General features: G+C 72.1%; 3 protein-coding genes and 2 pseudogenes. 1 reads left to right on the forward strand and 4 read right to left on the reverse strand.

Features of this window, described 5'->3' with window-relative positions:
• Window positions 1-133: 133 nt before the first annotated feature.
• The 3 genes from ABZY11_RS40580 to ABZY11_RS40590 form a co-directional block, all read right to left on the reverse strand.
• Window positions 134-1075 (reverse strand): 3-oxoacyl-ACP reductase, encoded by a 942-nt coding sequence (locus ABZY11_RS40580; protein ID WP_356483979.1) that lies wholly within the window; start codon window positions 1073-1075, stop codon window positions 134-136.
• A gap of 52 nt (window positions 1076-1127) precedes the next feature.
• The gene (locus ABZY11_RS40585; protein WP_356483980.1) at window positions 1128-2204 is read right to left on the reverse strand and encodes a Zn-dependent alcohol dehydrogenase; all 1077 of its coding nucleotides are present in this window, start codon (window positions 2202-2204) and stop codon (window positions 1128-1130) included.
• 64 nt (window positions 2205-2268) lie between these two features.
• Complete coding sequence (locus tag ABZY11_RS40590) at window positions 2269-3141, reverse strand: MaoC/PaaZ C-terminal domain-containing protein (RefSeq protein WP_356483981.1); 873 nt, start codon at window positions 3139-3141, stop codon at window positions 2269-2271.
• 365 nt (window positions 3142-3506) lie between these two features.
• Here ABZY11_RS40590 and ABZY11_RS40595 point away from each other — a divergent pair.
• A pseudogene (locus tag ABZY11_RS40595) lies at window positions 3507-3656 on the forward strand (LuxR C-terminal-related transcriptional regulator); the annotation flags it as partial.
• Between the two features lie 51 nt (window positions 3657-3707).
• Here ABZY11_RS40595 and ABZY11_RS40600 read toward each other — a convergent pair.
• Window positions 3708-4862 (reverse strand): annotated as a pseudogene (locus ABZY11_RS40600) (MFS transporter); the annotation flags it as partial.
• Between the last annotated feature and the right edge of the window lie 96 nt (window positions 4863-4958).

The raw sequence follows: 4958 nt of genomic DNA on the forward strand, positions 1-4958 counted from the left end.
CCTCCGTGGGGCCCAGCGGGGCGCCCTGACCGCGCGCCACCCCCCGGTGGCCGGGGGGGCCCCCGGCAGCCGGTCGGCTGCCGGGGCCCACCCGTTCCCGCGGTGGCCGGTCCCGGCGACCGGCCCCCGGTGGTCAGCCCCGTTTCAGACCGAGCACCTCCGCCGCGGCGAAGGTCTCGTTCGGCGGGCGGCCCTCGTAGTACGGCGAGATCAGCTCGTCCAGCTCGTCGAAGGAGAACATCTCCTTCGAGGAGTCGAACTTGGCCGCGACCCTGGGGCGTTCGACGATCGCGACCATTCCGCCGTGCACCACGAGCAGTTGTCCGTTGACCTTGGCGGCGGCCGGGGAGGCCAGATAGCCGACCAGCGGCGCGACGTGCTCGGGGGCGAGCGCGTCGAGCCGGCCGTCCGTCGGTTCCTGGAACCCAGCGAAGACGTCCGCGGTCATCCGGGTGCGGGCGCGCGGGCAGATGGCGTTGGCGGTGACGCCGTACCTGGCCAGGGCCAGGGCCGTGGAGGTGGTGAGGCCGACGATGCCGCCCTTGGCCGCCGCGTAGTTCGGCTGGCCCGCCGAACCGGCCAGGAACGCCTCGGACGAGGTGTTGATGATCCGTCCGTGGACGGGGCCGCCGGACTCCTTGGAGCGGGTGCGCCAGTGCGCGGCGGCGAAGTGCGTGGTGTTGAAGTGGCCCTTGAGATGGACCCTGATGACGGAGTCCCACTCGTCCTCGGTCATCGAGAAGATCATCCGGTCGCGCAGGATGCCCGCGTTGTTGACCAGGATGTCGAGCTTTCCGTAGGTGTCGACGGCCAGCTCCACCAGGGCGCGGGCCTGTTCGTGGTCGGAGACGTCGCCGAGGTGCGCGACCGCCCGGCCGCCCGCGGCCCGGATCTCCTCGGCGACCTCCTCGGCGGGCGTCGCGGACGCCTCGCCGGAGCCGTCGCGGCCCGGCTGCCCGTAGTCGTTGACGACCACGGACGCGCCCAGCCCCGCCAGTTCCAGCGCTTCGGCGCGTCCGAGGCCGCGGCCCGCGCCCGTGACGATCGCGGACATGCCGTCCAGGGGAAGTGACATCGGAATCTCTCCAGTCCTCTCGGGAAGGGCGGGGCAAGGGGGCGGCCAGGGTTCAGAGCTCGACGCAGGTGCGCAGCGACTCGCCGGTCCGCATCTGGTCGAGGGCGTCGTTGATCCCGTCGAGCCGCACCCGGTGGGTGATCATCGATTCGAGGTCGATCCGGCCGGCCCGCCAGAGCGCGATGGCCCGTTCGTACGAGCGGAGCACATCGCCTCCGCCGTACATGGAGGGCAGGATCCGCTTCTCGTCGAAGAACAGCTCGAACATGTTGACCTGGAAGTTGTCGTCCATCGCGCCCGCGCCGACGATGCACAGGGTGCCGCCGCGCCGGGTGTTGTCGTACGCGGTGCGTGCGGTGGCCGACTTGCCGACGACCTCGAAGACGTAGTCGAAGCCCTCACCCGCGGTGACCCGCTGCTTGGCGTCGGCGAACTCGTCGGGCGACACCGCCTCGGTCGCGCCGAACCGCAGCGCCGCCTCGCGCCGCGACGCGACCGGGTCGACGGCCACGATCTGGGCGGCGCCCTGCACCCTGGCGCCCTGGATCGTGGAGATGCCGACGCCGCCGCAGCCGATCACGGCGACCGACGAACCCGCCTCCACCTGTGCGGTGTTGATGGCCGCGCCCAGTCCGGTGGTCACCCCGCAGCCGATCAGCGCGGCGATCTCGAACGGCACGTCGTCGGGGATCGGTACCGCGCAGCCCGCGCCGACGACGACCTCCTCGGTGAAGGTGCCGGTGCCCGCGAAGCCGAAGACATCACCGCCGGGGCGCTTGAAGTTGGGGGTGCCCGCGTTCATGAAGCCGGCCAGGCAGAGCTGGGTCTGGCCGCGCTTGCAGGACGGACACGCCCCGCAGGCGGGCAGCCAGCAGACCAGCACCCGGTCCCCCGCGCTCAGCCCGGTGACTCCGTCGCCGACGTCCAGGACCTCACCGGCACCCTCGTGGCCCGGGATGAACGGGGCGGGCTGCGGCAGCACCCCGCTCATCGCGGAGACGTCGGAGTGGCACAGTCCGGTGGCCCTGATGCGGAGCCTGACCTTGCCGGGGCCGAAGCCCACCGCCTCGACGTCGTCGAGGACTTCCAGTTTGTCCTGGCCTATCTCGTGCAGTACGGCTGCGCGCATGGTGCGGCTCCCCTCATGGGCCTGTGGAACGTGGGCCGGTGGTCCTCTTGGAGTCGGGTCGGGTTCAGGAGTGTTCGACGAAGGTGTCACCGAGGACCATGGCGTTGTCCCGCTCCACGGCTCTCACCTCGACCCGCACCTGGTTCTCGGCGGTCCACATCTCGATGCGGAGGGTCTCGCCGGGAAAGACGATCCCGGCGAAACGGGTGCGGCAGGAGCGGATACGGGTCACATCGCCGCCCAGGACCGTGTCGGTGACGGCCTTGAGCGTCATCCCGTAGGTGCACAGTCCGTGCAGGATCGGCCGGTCGAAGCCGGCCCGCGCGGCGAATTCGGGGTCGGCGTGCAGCGGGTTCCAGTCCCCGGAGAGGCGGTACAGCAGTGCCTGGTCCGGCCGGATGGGCCGCTCCACGATGTGGTCCGGGGCGGTCGCGGGGTGGGCGACCCGCTCGGACGGGCCGCGTTCACCGCCGAAGCCGCCCTCGCCCCGGACGTAGATCTGGGCGTCGTTGGTCCACAGCGGCCCCTCCTCGTCGGCGGCCTCGGTGCGCAGCACCAGCACGGCCGCCTTGCCCTTGTCGTACACCGCGGCGACCTTCGAGGTCTGTACGGCGCTGCCGCTCACCGGGATCGGCCGGTGCACCCGTACGCTCTGCCCGCCGTGCAGGACGGCGGCGGGGTCGATGTCGATGCCGGGCGAGGAGAGTCCGCCGACCACGCCCATGCCCGCGCCCGCGACGGTGGCGAAGGAGGGCAGCACCTGGAGCCGGGACTCCAGCGTGTAGCGCAGCTCGTGGGGGTCGGTCGCGGGGTCGGCCCGGTCGGGGTCGGAGCCGGCGCCGATCCCGAGGTGGTAGAGCTGGACGTCCTTGTGGCCCCAGCTGATCCGGGTGGACCGGGGTTCGGCGGCGAGAGCCTTGTCGGCATCAATGGGCATGGGAGAGCTGCTCCTTGATGGTGGGAAGACCTCGGCGCGGCCGTCCGCACCGTCGGCCGCACCGAGGTCGCGCGGGACCGGCCGCCACGCCCGTTCTAGAACGCGTTCTAGCCGATGAACCCATGTATAACGCAGCGCCCAGCAGTTGTGAAGACTGCTGCTGACGTAGCGTCAGATTCATCCGTGGGCCCGCGCCCGGCCATGACATATGTCATGGCGAAGTCCGTACACACACCTCTGCCGGGGCCCCGGGCGCCCTCCGTAGCGTCGTTTTCATGACGCAGACAACGGGGAGCGGAGCCGCGGTGGTCCTCACCGGGGCGGTCAAGACCTTCGGCCGGGCGGGGCGCGGCGTACGGGCCGTGGTCGGGGCGACGGTCGCCGACATCGCGGCGAAGCTGCACCTGTCCGACGAGTCGACGGTGCGGAACTATCTGTCCGCGGCGATCGGCAGGACGGGGACCCGCAACAGGATGGAGGCGGCGCGGGCGGCGCGGCAACAGGGGTGGCTGTAGAGGTGGTTGCAGGGCCTGTCCGACGGACCGGGGGCGGACGGGCCCTGCGCCTCAGCGCCGGTCCGGCCGGTGGCGGGGCAGCCAGAGCGCCATCAGCAGCAGTCCGCCCAGCAGTACCGTTCCGGCCGTCCGGAAGGCGAGTGCGTACCCGGCCGTGAGCTCCTCCGGTCCGGTGCCGCCCGCGGTGCGGGCCGCCGCGACGGTGGAGAGCACGGCGAGACCGAGCGCACCGCCCATCGTGCGGGATGTGCCGACGAGGCCGGAGACCAGACCGGCTTCGCCGGGGGCCGCGCCACTGATGGCCAGCGAGGCGAGCGGAGTGGCCGCCAGGCCCGTACCGGCCATCATCAGGACCCCGGGCAGGCAGACCGAGGTGAGGTATGAACCGTCGGCACCCATCGTGGACTGCCAGCCGAAGCCGGCCGCGGCGATCGCCGTACCGATGAGCGCCAGGTTCTTCGCGCCGGTCACGGCCATCACCCGGGGCGCGCACTTCGAGCCGAGGACGACCGCCAACGACGTGGGCATCAGGGCGAGTCCGGCCTCCAGCGGGGTGTAACCCAGCACGCTCTGGGCGTACACGGTCATGAAGTACCACATCGAGAACGTCGCAGAACCGATCACGAACGTCGCCGCGTTGGCCGACGTCACCGCCCGCGCCCCGAGCACCCGGAGTGGCATCAGCGGCTCCGCCGTCCGGGCCTCCACCACCACGAAGACGCCCAGCAGGACCACTCCGCCGAGCAGCGGCGCCAGGGTCGCCGTCGCGGTCCACCCCGACTCCTCGGTCTGCACGATGCCGTACGCGACGCAGGCGAGGCCCACCGTGACGAGTACCGCACCCAGGAAGTCGATCCGCCGCCGGTCCCCGGCCCGGCCCTCCGCGAGCCGGACGGCGGCGCCGGCCAGGACGAGCACCCCGACCGGCACATTGATCAGCAGGACCCAGCGCCAGGAGAGCAGATCGGTGAGCACTCCGCCGATCAGCCCGCCGGCCGCACCGCCGCCCGCACCGACGGCCATCCAGGTGCCGATCGCCTTCGTCCGGGCGGGGCCCTCGGGGACGGTGGTGGTGAGCAGGGTCAGGGTGGCGGGGGCGAGCACGGCGGCACCGAGCCCCTGCGCGGCGCGGGCGGCGAGCAGTTGCCAGCCCTCCTGGGCGAGCCCACCGGCCAAAGAGGCGGCGGTGAACAGGCCGAGGCCTATGCCAGCAGGGCATGCTGGAAGCCCCCGCAGGTGCCCAGAAAGGGAATGTCTTCCTCGCGGGCGGTACGGATGGCCGCGAGCGCCCCCGCCTCACTG

It is taken from the genome of Streptomyces sp. NPDC006510, from assembly GCF_040611955.1.
Taxonomy (GTDB): domain Bacteria; phylum Actinomycetota; class Actinomycetes; order Streptomycetales; family Streptomycetaceae; genus Streptomyces.

What these genes read in the sequence shown, in the direction of transcription:
- ABZY11_RS40580 (WP_356483979.1), bottom strand. Translation starts at nt 1,075, where the DNA reads ATGTCACTTCCCCTGGACGGCATGTCCGCGATCGTCACGGGCGCGGGC.
- ABZY11_RS40585 (WP_356483980.1), bottom strand. Translation starts at nt 2,204, where the DNA reads ATGCGCGCAGCCGTACTGCACGAGATAGGCCAGGACAAACTGGAAGTC.
- ABZY11_RS40590 (WP_356483981.1), bottom strand. Translation starts at nt 3,141, where the DNA reads ATGCCCATTGATGCCGACAAGGCTCTCGCCGCCGAACCCCGGTCCACC.